Source organism: Bacillus sp. AF23, from assembly GCF_020861455.1.
In the GTDB taxonomy this organism is placed as follows: domain Bacteria; phylum Bacillota; class Bacilli; order Bacillales; family Bacillaceae; genus Bacillus; species Bacillus halotolerans.
On the sequence record NZ_JAJHVY010000062.1, the window covers coordinates 1 to 300 of the forward strand.

The window sequence follows — 300 nt, forward strand, 5'->3', positions numbered from 1 at the left end:
TCAGGCTGTCGAGAAAATCTCGACAGCCTTTATTTTTCCTTAAAATATCCATTCTCTTGTAATAAAATAAAAGAAAGACTAAAAAGGACGGTGTCTTTCTCATGTTCCACACAAGAAACTCTTCTCAAAACGCAGCCGAATTTGTTCTTCTCGACCAACTTGTCGAAGAGGATCATCTGCTTCGAAAAATTGATAAATACATAGACTTCTCTTTTATCATTGAAAAGGTGAAACCTTACTACAGTGAAAACAAAGGCCGCCCCTCACTTGATCCGCTGATTTTATTCAAAATGATGTTTA

1 pseudogene is annotated in these 300 nt (G+C 36.3%); it reads left to right on the plus strand.

Annotation, left to right across the window (positions count from 1 at the left end):
* Positions 1-101: 101 nt before the first annotated feature.
* A pseudogene (locus tag LNN34_RS21860) lies at positions 102-300 on the plus strand (IS5/IS1182 family transposase); the annotation flags it as partial.